Source organism: Salinisphaera aquimarina (assembly GCF_042643355.1).
GTDB classification, from domain to species: domain Bacteria; phylum Pseudomonadota; class Gammaproteobacteria; order Nevskiales; family Salinisphaeraceae; genus Salinisphaera; species Salinisphaera aquimarina.
The window spans coordinates 234,484-254,064 of the sequence record NZ_JBHRSS010000008.1 but is presented as its reverse complement, the minus strand read 5'-3'; the positions used below and the strand labels follow the sequence as shown (position 1 = coordinate 254,064).

Sequence of the window (19,581 nt, the reverse complement as noted above, 5' to 3'; positions counted from 1 at the left end):
GGATCAACAGGGCGTGATGAGATTGCTGTGATGTAACTGTTCCAGCGATCGCGTCAAGGTCTATCCCGCGACGCCGAGACTGGTATAAGAGGTCGGACACTGCTATTTGGCTCTTTCGTATCATCGACCATCGGTCGGTTCCTACGTTCTCTAGCTACGTATTCGTGTCTGGCTTCTTTTATCTCCATTAAGCTTCGGGCGAGTTCATCCGCCCCTGACCGCGCATCGCGGTTTCTCTTCCTTTATTGACGGCACTCGCCGTCATTAGATGCGATCATGTTGCATGACCGCATTCAATACCTTGGATTTACGTCCCGAACTGCTGGCCAGCGTCGACTCGCTGGGCTATCCGTCGATGACGCCTATACAGGCCCAGAGCCTGCCCCCGATACTGCTCGGCCGCGACGTGATCGCGCAGGCCATAACCGGCAGCGGCAAGACCGCCGCATTCGGACTTGGGTTGCTGCAAACCCTCACGGTCGAAGAGGCGCGCCTGCAGGCCCTCGTCCTATGTCCCACGCGTGAACTCGCGGACCAGGTCAGCCGCGCGATCCGCGCTTTGGCGACTGCGCTTCCCAACGTCAAACTCCTGACCCTCTGTGGCGGCGTGCCGATGCGCCCGCAGCTGGCGTCGCTGGCGCATGAGCCGCATGTCGTGGTCGGAACGCCCGGGCGCGTGCTTGCGCACCTGCGGCGCGAAAGCCTGGATTGCAGCAGCGTTCGCACTCTTGTTCTCGATGAGGCGGACCGGATGCTCGATATGGGCTTTGGCGAGGACCTGACCACTATCGTGGGTTATCTCGACAAACGCCGCCAGACATTGCTCTTTTCGGCCACCTGGCCACCTGCCCTCCGTGTCGCCAGTGAAGGCCTGCAGCACGATGCCGTGGAAGTGACCGTCGATGAGTCGGATCGCGACGATGCCGCAATCGAGCAACGCTTTCACGAAATAGCCGCGGTTCGCAAGCCGGACGCGCTGGCGCAGATTCTCGATCAGGAAGCCGCCGGCGACGCGGGCAGTGCCCAGGCGCTCGTGTTCTGCAACATGCGGCGAGATGTGGATGCCGTGCAAAAGGATCTGGACGGACGCGGACTGTCGGCACTCGCGCTGCACGGCGATATGGAGCAGCGAGACCGTGACGAAGTGCTCATCCAGTTCGTCAATCGTAGTTGCGCGGTACTGGTCGCAACGGACGTCGCCGCTCGCGGTCTCGATATCGTGGCTTTGCCCCTGGTGGTGAGCTACGACATGGCCAACGATCCCGACACGCATACACATCGAATTGGCCGCACCGGAAGAGCGGGCGAATCCGGCCTGGCGATCACGCTTTGTACGGCTCAGGAGCGGTCGCGGGCCGACCACCTCAAGCGACACCTCGGTGCCCCTCTGTCGTGGCATCCTCTCGTACTGGAGAAACCCCGCGCCAAGACGCTGAAACTCGCCCCCATGAAGACCCTCGTCATTGATGGCGGACGTCGCGACAAGCTCCGTCCGGGCGATATTCTCGGCGCGCTGACCGGTGACGCCGGGTTGAGTTCAGACGCAATCGGCAAGATCGACATTGCCGCCACGCGTGCCTATGTGGCCATCCGACGCGATGTCGCCCGTGCTGGCCAGGATCGCCTGAGCGCCGGCCGTATCAAAGGCCGGAAATTTCGGGTACGCGCACTGAGCTGACTGGCGTACCGCGGGTGAACGCGCCACTTCGCGTTGTGACCCCGCCTCGAGCCGGTTCGTGTGGCGGTTCGAGCTGGGGCCGCTCCGCAAGCAAAAGATCGCCCTCGGGATTAGACGTATTGCAGCCGGAATTGCGACACAAGCATCATTACGCGTCATTCCCGTCAACCCATGCCGTAACCGCGATAGCGCCCTGAGTTTTTCAACATCAAAGTGGGCATTCGAAAAAAGCGGCCGGCGCCTGCCGGCACCGTCCGCTTTTTGCCGCCCTTAATTACTGCGAGCGCGGTACGATCGCGAAGTTTGGATATGTATCGAATTTAGGTTTGATGGTGCGGCCAGCAAAGATGCTCCATGCCAGCGCAGCGTTTTTGATGCCGCTGTCTACTGCCATCGACAACGCGGGCTGGAAATTTGCCGGAAAGCCGGTCGCCGAATTCGCGTAGCCCACCATTTCCCCGCGGACGTAGCTATTAGAGCCGCTCGACAATTCATTGATCATCGGCTGGCTGTTGCATTTCAGACCATCGATACCTGCGAAACTCTTTTCGTAGGCTCGCTGAAGCGTTGCATAGGTACCGGATGACCGGGAGTCGCGGATCTGTAGGCTGTAGGCGGATGCTAGAAGCCAGCAGTAACCTTGGGCGGGGTTGTCTTTCCAATCGGTCATGCGGCCGATCTGAAAAGTGGCGAGCCACTTCAGAAAAGGTGTTGCAGCCGTGAAACCCTGCTCAGCGGCATGGCCCACGGCCCAGGTAAAGAAGTCAGCCTGCCATGGTGCGATTCCCACGCGTGACTGGCCATTGAGTGAGTAGATCGCCGCGCCGTAGGTATCGATGACGTGCAATTGGTCCGCTCTATCATCGGCAAGAAAGCGATCCTGATAATCGGCGAGAATATTGGCGACCAGCCCCTCGAAGTAGGATTTCATCGGATCATCGTCGGGCGTGGCGAACGCAGCATCGCCGATACTGCGTAGTGACCATGCCTGCCCACGCACCTGTCCCTGCGCGTGTGCCAGGAGCCCTTTATCGAAACCACGATACTTCTCGTTCCCCCAAAGCTCGATGTAGGAGGCGGTGAACTGCATCTCTTCAAGATAGTAATAGTCGCCTGTCACCAGATAGGGGACATAGCCGATGGAGGGATGGTGCGCAATATCGAATGCATATGGGGAGTTGCAGTCGCCGCCGCATTTCGGTAACAGGTCGGCCCGGGTCTGCGGGTCGCCTGATTGACTCGCAGAGCTGTAATTCGCAATGGTCACTTGCGGATGCCGAGTGATTTCGAGCGGCCGGCCGGTCTCCTGATCTCGGTAATGAAATCCATAGGTGCCCACGGCGTCATCATTGGCCCTCATCCAATCAAAGGCACGTTGGTCTCCAGACACTGCATAAGTGGATGTCCAGCGTGGCAGGGGGCCGATCGCTGCCTGGGCTCCGGTGTTGGCCATCACCGGAGTCTGATTGCCGTTGGTCATGGGGGCGAACGACGTCGCGACGGAGTTCAGAAATTTTTCACTGGGGGCCAGGTCGGCATAACGCGAAATGGCACCGGTCGACTGCAGATACCGCGTGTCTACGCGGGCATAGACATCCGGAGCGTTGTGCCACCACAACACCTTGTGCCAGCGGGCCTGGCGATAATGCTTGAGTGATTTGACCTTGAAGTTCTGTTGACCGACGCTCAGGTCAGCGGCGTACTTGATGTTCTGGGGGGCCTTGGCATAGGCCCAGTCGTTTTCCATGACGACATCGACGCGTGCTCGCGAAATCTTGCCATTGCCGTCGCCGTAAGCACGAATATGGAAATAGACAGCGGCGAGCGACGATGGTCCGCTTTCGGACGTGCTTACCGGGCCGCCAACGATCCATTCAGATGCAACCGGGCCCGATAGCCATTGTTTGCATTGCTTGCCCCAACTCGTGCAACCGCCCGTCTGATTGACCCGGGTGAGCAGTTCGCGTGCATCGATGTGGTATTTGCGCCCCTTGATCTTTAGATCTGCGCTGGCGTCAAAATCCGTGCCCAGAAGCTGGTTGATGGTGGGCGCCGAGCCGCTGGACGACGGCTTTGCCAGGACGAGATCGACGCGGCTGGTTCCGTCCGCAAGCGTCGGGACGCGTACGGAAATGACGGCATGGCGCAAAGAACCATCCTGCCAACTGGCTTTCTTGTCGACCTGGATGGGAATAGGCTGCCCGTCGATACGTGCATCGAGGCTCTTGTCCGACGGCACCGCGCCCTTGCGGAATACCTGACCGATGGTCACCGGTACGTTGGACTGCTTTTGTCCCGCATTGTTTTCGACCTCGAAACTCGCCACGCCTTGGGCGCCGCCCGAATCGACCTCGGTACTATCGCCGTCAGCGCCGTCAGCGCCGTCAGCGCCGTCAGCGCCGTCAGCGTCGTTCGGCGCGGTGGGTTTAGCCGGTTCTGAAGTCGGCGTGGTTTCATTGGGCTTGCCAACGGTACCGTAAGAACCGGTCGTCCCGTAGCTCTTGATGTCGCTGCTGTCGGAATTGGTGGCCGTGGTCGGCGCATTGCCGTAACTGGCGTACCCCGCGTACTGTTTGCCGGCCGAAGACTGCGCCGCGGTTCCCGCGTTCGCGATCAGCAAGCAGCCGATTGCCAACGCGAAGGCGTATTTTTGAAAAATATGCATTTTTAAATAAAGATCCTGTATTAAAACCTGTGCCCCCAGGTTTTCTACATAGTCCGCACAGGACTTCACTCGCGCTTTACTCGCGAGATTGCTGCAGCGGGGCTTAGCGGAAACCCGACAATCTTAGCTCCGTTCAAGGGGGCCGTAGACTCCTGGCTTTGCGTACCTGTCTTTCGACAGGGTTGCCTTTGTCGGTGCGTAGCTTTCCGGCGAGGCCGCGTGATGTCAATCCTTAAAGCCGGCGCCTTGCGAAGGACTGGTCCGTTCCGCGCAAAAGATTATTGTTAATGCAGTCAGTTGCGTAAGAATCAAGATTAATGGATTCGTTTTGCGGTGCACCAGTTTTCATAAAAATACGATGCAATGTTGGAAAACCTGCGCCTTCCGCCTATAAAAACAATCGGAATTACAGGAGAATGATGCTTATGCGTGTGTCGAAAAAACTTACAGTTCTCATATATTCTTGTTTGTAAAGTTTAAAAAAATTAATATTTTCAACGAACTGAATGTTGGTCCCGAATTTGCATTAGCTATACCAATCAATAGGCGCGACATGTGCGCGTGATCAATATTTCGGGACCCCACTGATGATCGGAACCAGAGCACAGCATATTTTGATAAGCGCATGCAGCACGCTTCTGTGCGTTGTACCTGCGCAGGCGGCGTTGATATCGGTCGATGCCAGCGTGTTCAACCAGGACGCATCCCTGATCACCTTCAGCGAGGTTCCCGATCAGACCGGCAATCCCGTCTTCATTCCCGGGCCGAACGCCGGTGGCAGCCGTCCGACCGTGAGCACGGGCGGCCTTTTCAGCGGCCAGGCGGTCGATTTTAACTGCGCGGGCTGCGTTACCGGGTCTCCTTCGGATGGGCTTTCGCTAGTGGGCAATGCACAGCCGGTGTTTACGACCCTAGTGCCGGGCTCCGCCGATGAAGCCATCCTGAGCGGGTCGCCGCGTTTTAATGGACCAATTTCCATCCTGTTCAGTATCGGGGTCAACGCGGCCGGATTTATCGGCAGTTTTTTCGACGCGCCAGGCTCACATGTGCTGACGGCGTTCGATCGGCAAGGCAATCTGCTCGGATCGGTGGAGAATGGCCTGACCGGCGCCCAGTTCCTGGGGCTGGCCGACGATAGCGGCGCGAATTCGATCGCTGGTATCCAGTTTGGGCGCGCCGGGGACAACTCTGCCGGCTTTGCGCTGGATGACCTGCGCTTTGGTCAGGCAGGCCAGATCAGTCTGCCGACATCTGAGGTATCGGTCGCCGAACCACGAGGGCTCGCATGGCTGGCGTTGGCGATTATTGCCGGTATGGGCTGCCTGCGTCGACGTAAGTCGGCGGGTCCTGGCATCTCGCCTGCGGCGCTATAAAACGGACCAGCCGTGTTGGGTAGCTTCGCCCATGCCTGCTCAGAACAGACCGGACGCGCTGTCGTTGTCCTTGAGTCGAGCTCTGACCGTGGGCAGGTACTGTGGATATTCCCGTTGTATGAAGTCGAGCATGGCTTCGCGTACCCGACAACGGAAATGCCACAGCGTGATGGAGTCGCCCGCGCTGAGCAGAAAACGCACCTGCATGGCGTGTTCGTTGGCGTCGACCACCTGGGTGTGGCCAACCTTGCCGTCCCACGCGCCATCGGTATCCAGCAGACGCTGGAATTCGTTGCGGATGGGCTCGATCGGCATGCGGTAGTCGAGCCATATCAACACCGGCGCGAATAGATTGGTCGTGTCACGCGTCCAGTTCTCGAACGGGTTCTCGATGAACCACTGCAGCGGCACGATGATTCGTCGCATGTCCCAGGCGCGCAGCACCACGTAGGTGGTGGTGATGTCTTCGACCCAGCACCAGTTGCCTTCGACCTTGAGTACGTCCTCGATGCGAAACGGCTGCGACAGCGCGATCTGCAGGCCGGCGAACAGATTGCCGATCACCGGCCGAGCGGCAAAACCCAGAATCAGCCCGCCGATACCGGCCGAGGCCAGCAGGCTGGTGCCCAGCTGACGGATGGAGGGAAAAGTCATCAGCGCGGCGGCCACGCCGATGATGGCGATCAGCACGCTGAGACCGCGGCTGATGAAGCGGGCCTGGGTTTCCAGTTTTCGGGCGGTATGATGACGACCTTCGACGGCCGGATTCATGCCCACGACCACGTCGCCAATGGCACTCGTGGCGCGCATCGCGGCCCATGTGAGTGCAAGAATCAGGCAGAGGCCGGTGAGATGGCGTACCACCTGTATCCAGGGAAGCAGGGCGGTCGTATGCGCTTGCCAGACGGTCTGCAACGTAAGCAGAAATACCACCGTGCCGCCGGCATAGGCACAGTCGTCGAGAAACTTGTGCGCGATATCGCGGCGCGCGGTCAGGCGCCGCGCCATAGCAATAAGCAGACAATAGACCGCCAGCAGCCCGAGTGCGGCGCAGATCGCCATACCGCCGGTAACGGCCCAGGCACCGACCAGAGAGCGAGTCGTTTCGGGCATCGAGCTTCCTTGGCGCGTCGCGCCGAATGATTCGGACTGTGAGTTTATGACATGCAATTTTGGTGCGTTTTCCGGTTAGCGACGCCATCTAAAGGTCGAAAACGAATACCGCAAGTGTCGGCCTTTGGCTATGTAGCCGCTTTGCCGCTAACCGCGGTCCATCCTGCCGGGTCGGGGCGCCGATGGCCTTGCCTGGCGCTCATCTTGCTTGTCGACTGGATACCCCTTTTCTCAACTGTGAGGATCGTGTCCAGAGATATACGCATATGGCCCCTGCTGACGGCCACGCATCGTTACGAAAAAGTGGTATCGACGCGTGGACGTGGGCACAGCGAGTACATCGATGCGCCGATTCTTGCCTATCTGATCGAAACCTCGAACGGGCGCGTGCTCTACGATGTGGGTTGCGACTATCACAAGATCGCAACACCTGCGCTGCGCGCCCACTATTTCGATCCGATGCGCCCGTTGTTCGAACCGCCCGTGATGACCCAGGCGCAGCGTATTCCCAGTTATCTGGCGCGTCTGGGTCTGTCGATACGGGATATCGACCTGGTCTTTCTGAGCCATCTGCACTTCGACCACGCGGGTGGTCTATGCGACGTTGCCGGCTGTGATGTCCATATTCAGCAGGCCGAGGTGGACGCCGCGAACACCGGCGATGTCAGCGGTATCTTTGCCGACGAGATCGAAGGCGCCGCCGACTGGCGGGTACACGCCGGCGCTTATGAGGTGGTGCCCGGCTTGATGGCGATCGAGTCGCCCGGCCATACCGCCGGGCACATGTCCTTGTTCATCGAGCGTGCCAAGGGCGCGCCGATCATCCTGTGTGGTGATGCGGCCGATCTTCGGGAGAATCTCGATGACGAGGTCGCGCCGGGTTATTGCTGGCGCGACGACGAGGCCACAGCGCTGGCGAGTATTCGCTCGCTAAAGTCGCTTGCCCGGCGCACGCAGGCGGAGCTCTGGCCGAATCACGATCTGGCCTTCTTCAACACGTTGCCCGTATTCCCCGACTATTTCAGCTGAGGGTCGACACAAAAAAGCCGCCACGGAATCCCGCGGCGGCTCATCGATGGATGCTTTAGCGCTATTTGTTCTGTGGGAACATATGGCGCTTGGCGTCGTCATCCATCTCGGTCTTGAACGCGTGTTTCTGCTTGAGCGCGCCGGCGCGTTCGGCCGCCGGCCGAGCACTGATCCAGTCGAACAGGCGCTTGGCGTTCGGGAATAGCGACCAGGCGTCTTCGCCCATCACGAACGGCACCGGCCCGCCCCAGCCCCAGACCGCCATGTCGACGATGCTGTAGCTGTCGCCGACCATGAAGTCGCGGCCTTCCAGATGGTCGTTGATCAGGCCCCAGTGGCGCTTGGCCTCGAAGTCGTAGCGATTGATCGCATAGTCCAGTTTCTCCGGGGCAAAATGCTTGAAGTGCACTGCCTGACCGGAATAGGGGCCGATGCCCGTGGCGATCAGCATCAGCCACGACAGCATTTCGGCGCGTACGGCCGGCTTGTCCTCGGGCAGGAATTGGCCGGTCTTGTCGGCCAGATAGAGCAGGATGGCGGTGCTGTCGAACACGGTGGCGCCGGTGTCGGTATCCACGATCGCCGGGGTCTTGGCGTTCGGGTTGATCTTCAGGAACTCGGGCTCGAACTGTTCGCCCTTGCGGGTATCGACCGGCATCAACTCGTAGTCGAGGCCGGACTCTTCCAGGAACAGGGCGATCTTCGCCGGGTTGGGCGAGGGATGGTAATAGAACTTGATCATTGCGTTCTCGATAGTCGAATCACGCGGCGAGTGTGCGGCTGTGAGTCGGCAAGTCAAGAATATCTATCCCGACGAGGTCGCGGGTGGGTCAATGTGTCGTAGCCTCTCGCGCGCTCAGTAACAGTCGTCGCGGTGTAGGATCGCTACAGCCGACTCCGAAAGGAAAATAGATGAGCGCCCTGAACAACGAAATGATCGATACCGCGCGCGGTTCTTTCCATGTGAGAAGCGTTGGTGCCGCGACCAGCCCGCCGGTATTGATGCTGCACGGCTGGCCACAAAGCAGTTATTGCTGGAAGTCCGTGGCCGAAGCACTCGCGGGCGACTGGCGCCTGATCATGCCGGACATGCGCGGCCTCGGTGACTCGCCGCGCACGCTCGATGGCGGTGCTTATGCGAAACAGGCGCTCGCCCAGGACATGCTTGCGGTACTCGACGCGCTGGCGATCGAACGCTGCGCTCTGGTCGGGCACGACTGGGGCGGGGCGGTGGCGCAGGAAATCGCCCTGGCCGAGCCGTCGCGCATCGAGCGGCTCGTGTTGCTCAACATCCATGTGCTTACGAACAGCCGGGGTAACGCGGCCGCGCGTGACGTGCTGTCGCCCCGCGGCGCGCAATCGCTGTGGTACCAGTTCTTCCAGAGTGCGCCAGGTCTCGCCGAGGCGATGATACCGGGCAACGAGCGCGCCTGGCTCGGCTATTTCCTCAAGACCTGGAGCGCCACCGGCTTCCCTGCGGACGCTTTTGAAGAGTATGTGCGCTGCTATGCAATCGAAGACACGCCCGCGACGGGGGCGGCCTACTACCGTAGCTACAAGCAGGATGTGAAACGCTGGCAGGAGATCGCTGGCACGCGGCTGCCTATGCCATCACTCTATATCTACGGCCGGCATGATCCGGTGATCATTCCTGAATTCACCCACCATCTGGACGACGTGTTCGACGACATCCGGCTGGAGGAACTCGACGCCGCCCATTTCGTGGCCGAGGAGCAGCCCGACGCTGTCGCCGGGCTGCTCCGTGATTTCCTGTGCGGGTCAGGACAGGCGGGGTGATCCGGTAACGGTCATCGCCGCTTGGTGTTCGGCGGCGTATTCCCCGCGCAGGCTTTTGACCACCGCGAAACACATCACGATCATCACCATCGAGAACGGCAGTCCGCCGACCAGCGACGCCGTCTGCAGGGCCGACAGCCCGCCGGCCACGGCCAGTGCGATGCTCACGGCGGCCTGAAGCACCACCCAGAAGGCGCGCGTGCTCAGCGGCGGGTTCTCCAGGCCGCCGGTCGACAGGGTAGCCACGACGTAGGCGCCGGAGTCGGCGGACGTTATGAAGAACGTCGTGATCAGCACCATGGCGAGCACGGAACTCACGGTCGCCAGCGGCAGATCGCTCAGAAACGCGAACACCACCTGCTGGGTCTGCAGATCGCCGAGTCCGCCGGCGCCGAATATCTCGCGGTGCAGCGCGGCCCAGCCCATGGTGCCGAACCAGAGGAAGATGCCGATGCTGGGAATGATCAGTACACCCAGTGCGAACTCGCGCACCGTGCGTCCACGGGATATCCGCGCAAGAAAGGTGCCGACGAACGGGCCCCAGGCGATCCACCAGGCCCAGAAGAAGGTGGTCCAGTAGGACTGCCAGACGTCGCCGCGCGCAAAGTCGGTCTCGAAACTGCTCTGCAGGATATGGGCGGCGTAGTAGCCGGTCTGCGCCACCAGCGCCTCGAGCAGAAACACCGTCGGGCCGAAGGTGAACACGAAGATCAGCAGCACGGCGGCGAGCGCAATATTGAGATTGGACAACCATTTGATTCCGCGCGTGAGTCCGGTGAGCACCGAGACCCCGGCGGCCAGTGAGATCACCACGATGATCGCCAGGCGCAGGGCCAGCGACGAATCGGCCACGCCCAGATATGCCAGGCCGGTGTTGATCTGCATCACGCCAAGGCCGAGCGAGGTGGCGAGTCCGAACACGGTGCCCACGATTGCGGTGATATCGACTATATCGCCGATCCAGCCGCGTACGATGCGCTCGCCGAGCAGCGGCTCCAGGCCCCAGCGAATGGTCAGTGGCCGGCCGCGCCGATGGGTGGCGAAGCCGAGGGCAAGACCGATCACGATATAGATCGCAAATGCGCCGGCCCCCCATTCCATCCAGGTGATATGGATCGCGTAGCGTGCCGCGGCGATGGTGTCCGAGGCCATGCCGCGCGGGGCGGCGTGGAAGTGGGCGATGGGTTCGGCCGTGCTGTAGAAGATGACGCCGATGCCGATACCGGCGGAAAACAGCATCGTGTACCAGGAGAAACGCGAAAAATCCGGGATCGAGTCGGCCGGGCCGAGTCTGAGCGTGCCGTAGCGACTGCAGCCGACCCAGATCGAGAACCCGATGAAGCCGGCCGTGATGAAGATGTAGTACCAGCCGAAGTAATGCACGATCTGCGTCATCGTCGCGTTGAAGGTGGCCGACATGGCCTCGGGCGCGTAGATCGTCGCCGCAACGAACAGCAGGATCAGCGCGACCACCGGGTAGAACACGCGGCCGGCCAGGCGCATGCCGCCCGCGTTGGCATCGGACACGGCGGGCGAAGCAGGGGAATGACTCAAGTATTAATCCTTGGAGAAACGAATAGGGTGTTCGGCGATTGCCGGACGTGGATCGGTGCGCGTTTGTGCCAATCGGCCGCGCAGATCAGGCGTAGCGGTGGATCGCTACGCGCTGGCGGTGTCGAACTGGCGCAGCTGCGCCAGAAAACGGGTCATCGCGGTGTCGGTGAATTCCAGCGCCGCCGGGTCCACGAGTCGATGATTCTCGATCTTGTTCTTGACCTGGGTGATCGCGACTTCGGGCAGCGGAAAGAGCCGGCAGAGCATGGACGACATCGTTTCGCGCATCTGGTGCTGGGCCCGCACGCCACCGAGCACGCCCGGGGCGACGGTGATGAAGAATACCGGCTTGTCGCAGAAACAGCTCGTGAATGCCGGCCGCGAGAGCCAGTCCAGGGCGTTCTTGAGCACGCCGGGCAGACCGTGATTGTATTCCGGGGTGACGATGATCACCGCGTCGGCCTGCGCCACCTGTTCGCGCCCATCGGCAACAGCCGTCGGCGTGTGCGCGTTGCCGTCGTGATCCTGGTTGTAGTGCGGCATGGCGCCGATATCGAGGATCGTGAATTCAGCATCGCCCTGGAAGCGTTCGGCGAGCGTGTCGAGCACGGCGCGCGAGCAGGACTGGGCGCGAAGACTGCCGGCGATGCCGACGATGCGTAGCGATTGAGCCATGGAGTCGCCTCTTGTAAGCGGATTCGTGCCGGACCCGCGACGTGGGTTGTGTTGCCAGTTATGGAAGCTGACGACGTCGCGCCCATGTCGGGTGTCGACGTTATGAAGGCCGGGGGCGACGGATAATAACCTGTGTCAGCGCCCGCAGCAGCAATTGCCGGTGGTTCGCGATAGGCAGGTGGGCGCCCCCATGGCGCATCCGGGCGGCGTGTCGGATGACAGCGTGCGCGTGGAACTGGATTGCAGCCCCGTTTGATTTGAAGCGTATGAGGATGACCGCCGCGGGCACGGTCGGCGCCGATCGTCTCGGCTGTGCACGCAGGTGCGAAGGCCTCCATGCGCGCCGGTTTCGGGTGTATATCTCAGCGGCCGATGAACGAACGTCGGTGCCCCCGGCATCGGTCGAGGGCGACTTTGTCCGTGCCGATGACGCCAATGACTGTGGCAGACGCCACGCGCCGTTCAGGGTGTGCCTCATACTTTTGTATAGGATAGGCGCAAATTAATATCCAATGAGGTGGTGATGGATATCGACAGGACTCGTCCGGTACTGGTGACCGGAGGCAACGGCTATGTTGCCTCCTGGCTGGTCAAGTATCTGCTCGAGGATGGCATTGACGTCCATGCGACGGTTCGTGATCCGAGCAACAAGGAAAAAGTGGGCCACCTCGAGGCGATGGCGCGCGAGTCCAAGGGCGCGCTCACGCTGTTTGCCGCCGATCTGCTCGATTCCACAGCCTTCGATGCGCCCATGCGGGGCTGCGAACTGGTGTTTCATACCGCCTCACCGTTCCAGGTGACCGGCGTGCGTGACCCCGAACGAGAGCTCGTCCGCCCGGCACTGGAAGGCACGCAGAATGTGCTCGCCGCGGTGGATCGCACCGAAAGCGTCAAGCGCGTGGTGCTCACCTCCAGCGTGGTTGCCATCTACGGCGATGCCGCCGACATGGCTGACGCCAAGATCGACGCGTTCACGGAAGACCATTGGAACACCACCAGCAGCGTGTCGCATCAGCCCTATAACTATTCGAAGCTGCGCGCCGAACAACGGGCCTGGGAGATCAACGAGAAACAGACGCGCTGGCAGCTGCAGACGATCAACCCCGGCTTCGTGCTTGGGCCGTCACTGACGCAGTCCAGTGTCTCGACCAGTCTGGCCACGATGAAGCAGTTTGGCGACGGCACCCTCAAGATGGGTGCGCCCGAGTTGTACTTCGGCGTGGTGGACGTGCGTGACGTGGCGATTGCGCATATCAAGGCGGGTTTCGGGCCCAACACCAGCGGTCGTCATATCGTGAACAGCGAAACCCTGAGCATGCTCGATATCGGCAAGGCGTTGCGTGCGGTCTTCGGCAGCCGCTTCCCGTTCCCACGCCGCACATTGCCCAAGGTCGTGCTGTGGCTGGCCGGTCCGCTCGAGGGTCTGCCGCGCAAGTTTGTCGCACGAAACGTGGGTTATCCGCTCGCGTTCGACAACGGCTATGCAAAGAAAGATCTGGATATGGATTTCCGTCCGGCCCGCGAAACCGTGGTCGAACATTTTCGGCAGATGCTGGACGCGGGTGTCATACGTGCCCGATAGCCTGCGAGCAATCTTTATGTACGCTGCCGGATGCCCTTGCACCGCGGGCCGATTGTCGGTCTTCGAAGCCTGTGGGATGATCGCGACATGAATACACGGACCTATTTCCTGGCCGGCTTTGTCGCCGCGTCGGGCGCGTTGGCTTTCGCCTATTATCTGCAGTATGCGGTCGGTCTGGATCCATGCCCGCTGTGTATATTCCAGCGCGTGGCCATGGCCGGGTTCGGGCTTTTCTGCCTCATCGGGCTGATCCACGCCCCCGCCGGCGCCGGCCATCGCGTCTACGCGGGCCTGGCGACCGTCTGCGCGCTCACCGGGGCCGCGATCGCGGCACGCCATGTCTGGCTCATGCACCTGCCGCCGGACCAGGTGCCGGCCTGCGGGCCCGGATTGAACTATCTTATCGATGTCATGCCGCTGACCGAGGTCCTGTCGACGGTGCTGCGGGGCGATGCCAGCTGCGCTACCGTCAAGGGCGCGTTCCTGGGTATCAGCCTGCCGGCGTGGACCTGTGTGTATTTCCTGCTGCTGTCGCTCGGCGGCCTGGCCGGCGTGTTCGGTCTGGGCGCACGCGGCGTGCGCTCTTCCTGATTAATTCATTCTTCTTCAAAGGCTTATGCCATGTATCCCGTAACCGATCTTTGCGATGAGTTCAGTGACAAGCTGCAGATTGCCGAGCCCGTATTCACCGACTTCGGCGGCCTGCTCGAATTCGGCGGCCCGATCAGCACCGTGAAATGCTTCGAAGACAATTCGCTGGTGCGTGCCGCGCTCGAAGAGCCGGGCGAAGGCAGGGTGCTGGTCGTCGACGGCGGCGCTTCCGATCGCTGTGCCTTGCTCGGCGACAATCTCGCCCAGCTCGCGATCGACAATGAGTGGGCCGGCGTTCTTGTCTACGGCTGTATTCGCGACAGTGCAGATATCTCGCAGATGGACGTCGCGGTGAAAGCATTGAACGCGCATCCGAAAAAATCGAACAAGAAGAACCAGGGCGAGCGTGACGTGCCCGTGCGTTTCGCCGGCGTGTCTTTCATGCCGGGCGACTGGCTGTATGCAGACCTCGATGGAATCGTGGTCTCGGAAGCCGAACTGGTTCTGTCGGAATAAAGGCGATCATTCGAATTTGCGTGCGGCTGAGTTTTGGTTGTTTTGGTTGGCGCGCTAATTGATTCGAAACAAACGGTTGCGAGATATTGTTGATCCCAGATATGGGATGAGGTTGTGACTCGGCCGGCGCGAAACTGTGCGCTGTGCCCGCGGCTTGTCGCGCTGCGATCCCGCGTGCGGGCGACGCATCCGGCTTATCACGCGGCGCCGGTGCCGGCGTTCGGCCCCGCCAATGCGCGCCTGCTCGTGGTAGGTCTGGCGCCCGGAATGCACGGCGCCAACGCCAGCGGGCGTCCGTTCACGGGCGACCATGCCGGCGTGCTGCTGTATCAGACGCTGTTCGATCACGGTTTCAGTTCCGCGCCGGTGTCACTATCGGCCGACGACGGGCTGCAGCTCTACGATTGCCGTATCACGAACGCAGTGAAATGCCTGCCGCCGGATAACAAACCGGTGGCGGCCGAGGTCAATCGGTGCAACGCGTTTCTGCGGCCCGAACTGGTGGCGGCCGGCGTGTTGATCGTGCTGGGCGGGGTCGCGCACAAGGCCGTGATTCGGGCGCTGGGCTTGCGCCAGATCGATTATCCATTCGGCCATGAGGCCGAGCATCGATTGCCAGACGGGCAGGTGATGATCGACTCATATCACTGCAGCCGTTACAACACCAATACGCGTCGGCTGACCGCGACGATGTTCGCAAACGTATTCGCACGTGCCCAGCAACGAGTCAACGACGACCTGTTGCCCTGATTCACTTCGACGCCATACTTGCTGCATGACCGACACCGGCTTCGATCCGCGACGCTATCTGCGCCAGCTTACCCAGGCCCCGGGCGTCTATCGCATGTACGACGCCAAGGGCGACGTGCTGTACGTGGGCAAGGCCAAGAATCTCAAGAAGCGGGTGTCCAGTTATTTCCTGCGCGCTTCCGGCAACGCCAAGACCGAGTCGATGCTCGATCAGGTCGCGGACGTCCAGGTCACGATCACGCATACCGAAGACGAGGCGCTGCTGCTCGAATCGACGCTGATCAAGCGGCACCGGCCGCGCTACAACGTCTACCTGCGCGACGACAAGAGCTATCCGTATCTCATGATCACCGGCGACAACGCGTTTCCGCGCGTGGTCTACCACCGGGGTGCGCAGAAACGGAAAGGGCACTATTTTGGCCCGTTTCCCAGCTCCGGCGCGGTCAAACAGACGCAGGACACGCTCATGCGCCTGTTCAAGCTGCGCAACTGTCGCGACAGCTTCTTCGAGAACCGCTCGCGGCCGTGCCTGCAGTACCAGATCAAGCGCTGCACGGCGCCCTGTGTCGGCTATATCAGCGAGGAGGACTACGCCCGCGACGTGCACGATGCGGTGGAACTGCTGGAAGGGCGCAACGAGAAACTCATCGACCGCATGGTCGGCGAGATGGAAGCTGCTGCAAAAATACTCGACTTCGAAACCGCGGCCCGCCTGCGCGAGAAGATATCGGCCCTGCGGCGGCTGCAGTCGCAAAGTCAGAAGGTCGGTGGCCAGGGCGATTTCGATCTGATCTGCGCGAGCATCGACGGCGGCGTAGCCGCGGTGGTGGTGGTCACCGTGCGCGGGGGCATCAATCTCGGTCACCGCAGCTTTTTCCCCAGCACGCCGCAGGGCACGAATGTGGCCGACGTCGCCGCTGCCTTTATCAGTCAGTACTACCTCGAGCGACGGCCGCCGCCTGAGCTGCTGGTCGATCCGTTGCCCAGCGACGACACGCTGCTGGCCGAAAGCCTCGGCCGACGTGCCCAGCGCAAGGTGGTCTTCAAGACCAACGTGCGTGGCGAGCGCAAGCGCTGGCTGGACAACACGCGCGCCACGCTGGTGCAGACGCTGTCCGCGCAGTTGGCCAGCCGCGCCGGGGTGGAGAAACGTCTGGGCTCGCTGGCCACGGCGCTCGGGCTGGCGGGTCCGCCCATGCAAATGGCCTGTTTCGATATCAGCCATACCGGCGGCGAGCGCGCGGTGGCCTCCTGCGTGGTATTCGAGGCCGGCGCACCGAACAAATCAGCCTATCGGCGGTTCAATATCGACGGTATCGAGCCCGGCGACGACTACGCGGCAATGCGCCAGGCGCTCACTCGTCGCTTCAAAAGAGTGACGAGCGGCGAGGCGGCGATGCCGGATCTGTTGCTGATCGACGGCGGCAAGGGTCAGCTGGCTGTGGCGGAGGAAGTCATGGCCGAACTCGAAGTCACCGGCGTCCAGTTGCTGGGTGTGGCCAAGGGTTCAACTCGCAAACCGGGTCTGGAGCAGCTGTTTTTGCCGGGACATAACGCGCCACTTATACTCCCGGCAGACTCTCCAGGGCTGCATCTTATTCAGCAGATACGCGATGAAGCACATCGTTTCGCGATTGCCGGCCACCGCGGCCAGCGCGGCAAGGCGCGGCAGGGCTCGATGCTCGACGGCGTCGAGGGATTGGGCCCCAAGCGACGCAAGAAGCTGCTGCAGACGTTCGGGGGCCCGAAACAGGTGGCGCGCGCGGGGATCTCGGAACTTGCACGCGTCGAGGGGATCAGTGCGACGATGGCTCAGCGGATTTACGACTATTTTCACAATACGGCCTGATAGCGGCCAGCGCCACGGCGTCGTTCGCGCGATGACTAGTGGTACGAGGAGACACGTTTGAACTTGCCCATATGGCTGACCCTGTTTCGGCTGATCCTGATTCCCTTCGTTGTGGCGCTGATGTTCGTGCCGCTGGCCAGTGCCAACATCGTCGCCGCCATTCTGTTCGGCATCGCGCTGGCCACCGACTGGCTGGACGGCTATCTCGCCCGTCGCTGGAACCAGACCTCGGCTTTCGGGGCTTTTCTCGACCCGGTCGCCGACAAACTCATCGTCTGCGCGGTATTGGTAATGCTGGTCTATCGCGACCCGCACTATTACGTCGCGTTGTCGGCGACGGTGATCGTCGGTCGGGAGCTGACCGTATCGGCATTGCGCGAATGGATGGCGGAACTGGGCGAACGCGGCGTCGTGGCCGTGGGCTCGCTGGGCAAATACAAGACCGCCATCCAGATGGCCGCGATATTTCTCATGCTCTTCGATCTCGCACAGCAAGGCGGTATCTACGTGCTGGGCATCGTTCTGCTGGCGATTTCAGCGGCGCTTACGCTGTGGTCCATGATCATCTACCTGCGCCAGGCATGGCCGCGGCTGAGCATGGAACGATAGGCATCTGCGTCGTCGCGGAAAATTGTTTCCCCGAAATGCCTTGACAGGAAAACAGTCTGCCCTAGAATATGCGCTCTCGACGGGCGGGAATAGCTCAGTGGTAGAGCACAACCTTGCCAAGGTTGGGGTCGCGAGTTCGAATCTCGTTTCCCGCTCCAAATAGACACCGCCGAAACCTCGGCCCGATCGGTCGGGGTTTTTCTTTATCGGTCTCCGACGCGCTGTACGCACGGAGTACCGCACCGGCCAGGTGGCAGAGTGGTTATGCAGCGGCCTGCAAAGCCGCGTACCTCGGTTCGATTCCGGGCCTGGCCTCCATCAATTGTTCCATAGTATTCCAAGAACGTCTTCGAAAGCCCGTATTTACCGGCTTTTTTCGTTCTCGGTGTCTGTCACATGCCAAGCTCGTCCATTGAAATCCGGGGGTATTTGGGGGTACATATGGGGGTAGATACCCCCAGTGCAGCACGGATACCCCCAAATGAAGCTGACGGCGACCCAAATCAAGAACGCTAAGCCGGGCGAAAAGCCGTACAAGCTGAGCGATGGCGCGGGCATGTACTTGCTGGTAGCGCCGACAGGCGGCAAGTCTTGGCGACTCAAATACCGTATTGGCGGTAAAGAAAAGTTGCTATCGTTAGGCGCCTACCCCGAGGTATCGCTAAGAGACGCCAGAGAGCGGCGTGGGGATGCACGGAAGGCTATCGCGGCGGGGATAGATCCCAGTGCCAAGAGACAGGCCGAGAAGCGCGCACGGACGGCCGCAGATACATTCGAGGCGGTTGCGCGTGAATGGATCGATGCGCGTAGCGGTCAATGGAGTCAGAGCAACAAGCACCAGGTCACCCGTCGGCTGGAGCGCGATGCGTTTCCCTGGATCGGGCAGACTAAAGTGCATGAATTAGAGCCCCCGGAGGTGCTTCAGATGCTACGCCGCATTGAGGCACGGGGAGCCATCGAAACAGCGCATCGTGTTAAGCAGCTGGTAGGCCAAGTAATGCGTTTTGCCGTCGCCACGGGTCGGACGCAACGCGATCCGACGCCGGATCTTCAAGGTGCACTCAAGACACGCCGCGTCACACGCTACGCCAGTATTGTTAATCCGGGTGAAATTGGGCCATTGCTGCGAGATATTGATGGCTATTCCGGACAGCATGCTACGCGCTGCGCGCTGCAACTGGCGCCAATGGTTTTCGTTCGGCCCGGCGAATTGCGCAAAGCCGAATGGGGTGAGTTCGATTTGGAAGGGAGCGTTTGGCGTATCCCGGCCAGTCGGATGAAAATGAACGCATTGCATATCGTGCCTTTGGCCACGCAGGCCATTCTCATACTCCGTGATCTGAAACCGCTAACAGGAGCTGGTCGCTACGTCTTTCCCGGCGCGCGTTCCTGTGATCGACCGATGAGCGAGAACACAATCAACGCGGCACTGCGGCGGCTTGGTTATGACAAAGACCAGATGACGGGGCATGGCTTTCGCAGCATGGCGTCAACGCTTTTGAACGAGCAAGGCTGGAATCGTGATGCGATTGAACGGCAATTGGCGCACGCTGAACGCGACAACGTGCGAGCAGCATATAACTATGCCGAGCATTCGGCTGAGCGGCGCCGTATGATGCAAGCATGGGCTGATTACCTCGAATCGCTGAAAGCGAGAGCCTGACGCAGCCGTAACGATACCCAATCGTGATTTCCTGCATGTCCTTATTTTCCTCGTTCGGACTGTACTGCTTGTGCTTCAGCTAAAGCCTTATTTTTGACGCGCTAGGCTGCGATGGATCGTCAAATGACGTGGGATAT

The 19,581-nt window shown here is 60.9% G+C and carries 16 protein-coding genes, 2 tRNA genes and 1 riboswitch; of the genes, 13 read left to right on the top strand and 5 right to left on the bottom strand.

Features of this window, described 5'->3' with window-relative positions; genetic code table 11:
- The first annotated feature begins 283 nt into the window (after positions 1-283).
- Positions 284-1,678, top strand: coding sequence for an ATP-dependent RNA helicase DbpA (dbpA, locus tag ACFOSU_RS16640; RefSeq protein ID WP_380691043.1), 1,395 nt, complete (start codon positions 284-286; stop codon positions 1,676-1,678).
- Between the two features lie 274 nt (positions 1,679-1,952).
- On the opposite strand, the gene ACFOSU_RS16635 is transcribed toward dbpA, so the two are convergent.
- Positions 1,953-4,343, bottom strand: coding sequence for an RIFT barrel domain-containing protein (locus tag ACFOSU_RS16635; protein ID WP_380691042.1), 2,391 nt, complete (start codon positions 4,341-4,343; stop codon positions 1,953-1,955).
- A 105-nt stretch (positions 4,344-4,448) separates the two neighbouring features.
- Positions 4,449-4,540: riboswitch (cyclic di-GMP riboswitch) on the bottom strand.
- A gap of 390 nt (positions 4,541-4,930) precedes the next feature.
- On the opposite strand from ACFOSU_RS16635, the gene ACFOSU_RS16630 reads away from it, so the two are divergent.
- Positions 4,931-5,716, top strand: a complete 786-nt coding sequence (locus ACFOSU_RS16630) for a PEP-CTERM sorting domain-containing protein (RefSeq protein ID WP_380691041.1) — start codon at positions 4,931-4,933, stop codon at positions 5,714-5,716.
- A 39-nt stretch (positions 5,717-5,755) separates the two neighbouring features.
- Here ACFOSU_RS16630 and ACFOSU_RS16625 read toward each other — a convergent pair whose 3' ends face one another.
- Positions 5,756-6,829 carry a mechanosensitive ion channel family protein gene (locus ACFOSU_RS16625; protein WP_380691040.1) on the bottom strand — a complete coding sequence of 358 codons (1,074 nt, stop codon included), beginning with the start codon at positions 6,827-6,829 and terminating at the stop codon, positions 5,756-5,758.
- A gap of 246 nt (positions 6,830-7,075) precedes the next feature.
- On the opposite strand from ACFOSU_RS16625, the gene ACFOSU_RS16620 reads away from it, so the two are divergent.
- A complete protein-coding gene (locus ACFOSU_RS16620) occupies positions 7,076-7,858 on the top strand; it encodes an N-acyl homoserine lactonase family protein (RefSeq protein ID WP_380691038.1) in 783 nt (260 codons plus the stop codon).
- 61 nt (positions 7,859-7,919) lie between these two features.
- Here the strand turns inward: ACFOSU_RS16620 and ACFOSU_RS16615 are convergent, their stop codons facing one another.
- Positions 7,920-8,600, bottom strand: coding sequence for a glutathione S-transferase family protein (locus ACFOSU_RS16615; RefSeq protein ID WP_380691037.1), 681 nt, complete (start codon positions 8,598-8,600; stop codon positions 7,920-7,922).
- A gap of 170 nt (positions 8,601-8,770) precedes the next feature.
- Between ACFOSU_RS16615 and ACFOSU_RS16610 the strand changes: the two genes are divergently transcribed.
- Entirely contained in the window at positions 8,771-9,655 is an 885-nt protein-coding gene (locus ACFOSU_RS16610) for an alpha/beta fold hydrolase (RefSeq protein ID WP_380691036.1), read from the top strand.
- Here the strand turns inward: ACFOSU_RS16610 and ACFOSU_RS16605 are convergent.
- Both ACFOSU_RS16605 and ACFOSU_RS16600 read right to left on the bottom strand, forming a co-directional pair.
- The gene (locus tag ACFOSU_RS16605) at positions 9,638-11,209 is read right to left on the bottom strand and encodes a BCCT family transporter (RefSeq protein WP_380691035.1); all 1,572 of its coding nucleotides are present in this window, start codon (positions 11,207-11,209) and stop codon (positions 9,638-9,640) included. The genes ACFOSU_RS16610 and ACFOSU_RS16605 overlap by 18 nt on opposite strands.
- A gap of 105 nt (positions 11,210-11,314) precedes the next feature.
- Complete coding sequence (locus tag ACFOSU_RS16600) at positions 11,315-11,884, bottom strand: NADPH-dependent FMN reductase (protein WP_380691034.1); 570 nt, start codon at positions 11,882-11,884, stop codon at positions 11,315-11,317.
- A gap of 529 nt (positions 11,885-12,413) precedes the next feature.
- On the opposite strand from ACFOSU_RS16600, the gene ACFOSU_RS16595 reads away from it, so the two are divergent.
- From ACFOSU_RS16595 to ACFOSU_RS16555, 9 genes are all read left to right on the top strand, one after another.
- Positions 12,414-13,466 (top strand): NAD-dependent epimerase/dehydratase family protein, encoded by a 1,053-nt coding sequence (locus ACFOSU_RS16595; RefSeq protein ID WP_380691371.1) that lies wholly within the window; start codon positions 12,414-12,416, stop codon positions 13,464-13,466.
- 87 nt (positions 13,467-13,553) lie between these two features.
- Positions 13,554-14,057 (top strand): disulfide bond formation protein B, encoded by a 504-nt coding sequence (locus ACFOSU_RS16590; RefSeq protein ID WP_380691033.1) that lies wholly within the window; start codon positions 13,554-13,556, stop codon positions 14,055-14,057.
- Positions 14,058-14,087: 30 nt separating this feature from the next.
- Positions 14,088-14,573, top strand: a complete 486-nt coding sequence (rraA, locus tag ACFOSU_RS16585) for a ribonuclease E activity regulator RraA (protein ID WP_380691032.1) — start codon at positions 14,088-14,090, stop codon at positions 14,571-14,573.
- Between the two features lie 114 nt (positions 14,574-14,687).
- The gene (locus tag ACFOSU_RS16580; protein ID WP_380691031.1) at positions 14,688-15,323 is read left to right on the top strand and encodes a uracil-DNA glycosylase; all 636 of its coding nucleotides are present in this window, start codon (positions 14,688-14,690) and stop codon (positions 15,321-15,323) included.
- A gap of 25 nt (positions 15,324-15,348) precedes the next feature.
- On the top strand, positions 15,349-17,172 hold the full coding sequence (gene uvrC / locus ACFOSU_RS16575) for an excinuclease ABC subunit UvrC (RefSeq protein WP_380691030.1): 1,824 nt from the start codon (positions 15,349-15,351) through the stop codon (positions 17,170-17,172).
- A gap of 57 nt (positions 17,173-17,229) precedes the next feature.
- Entirely contained in the window at positions 17,230-17,781 is a 552-nt protein-coding gene (pgsA, locus tag ACFOSU_RS16570) for a CDP-diacylglycerol--glycerol-3-phosphate 3-phosphatidyltransferase (protein ID WP_380691029.1), read from the top strand.
- An 83-nt stretch (positions 17,782-17,864) separates the two neighbouring features.
- Positions 17,865-17,939: transfer RNA gene (locus ACFOSU_RS16565), tRNA-Gly, on the top strand.
- An 86-nt stretch (positions 17,940-18,025) separates the two neighbouring features.
- Positions 18,026-18,099, top strand: a tRNA-Cys gene (locus ACFOSU_RS16560).
- 163 nt (positions 18,100-18,262) lie between these two features.
- Positions 18,263-19,444 carry a tyrosine-type recombinase/integrase gene (locus tag ACFOSU_RS16555; protein ID WP_380691028.1) on the top strand — a complete coding sequence of 394 codons (1,182 nt, stop codon included), beginning with the start codon at positions 18,263-18,265 and terminating at the stop codon, positions 19,442-19,444.
- Positions 19,445-19,581 lie beyond the last annotated feature (137 nt).